Here is a 717-nt window from a genome sequence, read left to right on the forward strand (position 1 = left end):
GCAGCGCCTCGTAATCATCGACCGTCTGAGCGTCGGGCAGCGCCTTGAACAGCGCAACGAGATATTGGTACGCATCGACGCCGTTGGCCTTGCAGGTCTCGACGATCGAGTACAGGTTGGCGCTGGCGGTTGCGCCACGCACGGTGTCACAGAAGAGCCAGTTCCGGCGCCCGACGACGAACGGCCTGATCGCATTCTCGCAGGGGTTGTTCGAGATCGGCCAGGCGCCATTCTCGACGTAGCGGATGAGCTTGGGCCACTGCCCGTGCAGATAGTGCAGCGCTTTGCCGAACAGGCTCTGCGGCAGCACGGCGTGCAGGTGGCGCAGTAGCATTGATTCGATCTCATCAAGGACAGGCTGGCTCTGCTCAGCTCGCACCTGCTGTCGCTGCTCGGGCTTCATCTTGGCCGCCTCGGCTTCGAGCGCAAAGAGCTTGCCGATGAGCTTGATGAACTGTGTGACGGGATGTTCGCCACCACGCTGCGCCTTGGGCAATGCCTCCTCGGCCTCAACCATGTAACGGCGAACATGCGCCCAGCATCCAAGGTGCACCAGTTGATTCGCGTGTGCGACGTCGTTGTACGGCGCGTAGCCGTCCGTCATCAACGCAGCGCCAGGCTTGATGCCGGCATAGAGTGCCGCAGCCTGTTTCGTTTCGCGCGTTGAGCTATAGGCAAACAGCCGTACCGGCGGACCGGAGCCGTTCATCTGCGCCC

1 protein-coding gene is annotated in these 717 nt (G+C 62.3%); it reads right to left on the minus strand.

The window, feature by feature from the left end; all coding sequences use genetic code 11:
- A partial coding sequence (locus tag GFB48_RS17290; protein WP_163938743.1) for an IS66 family transposase occupies window positions 1–717 on the minus strand: 717 nt, incomplete at both ends.

It is taken from the genome of Paraferrimonas sp. SM1919 (genome assembly GCF_010993985.1).
GTDB lineage: Bacteria > Pseudomonadota > Gammaproteobacteria > Enterobacterales > Shewanellaceae > SM1919.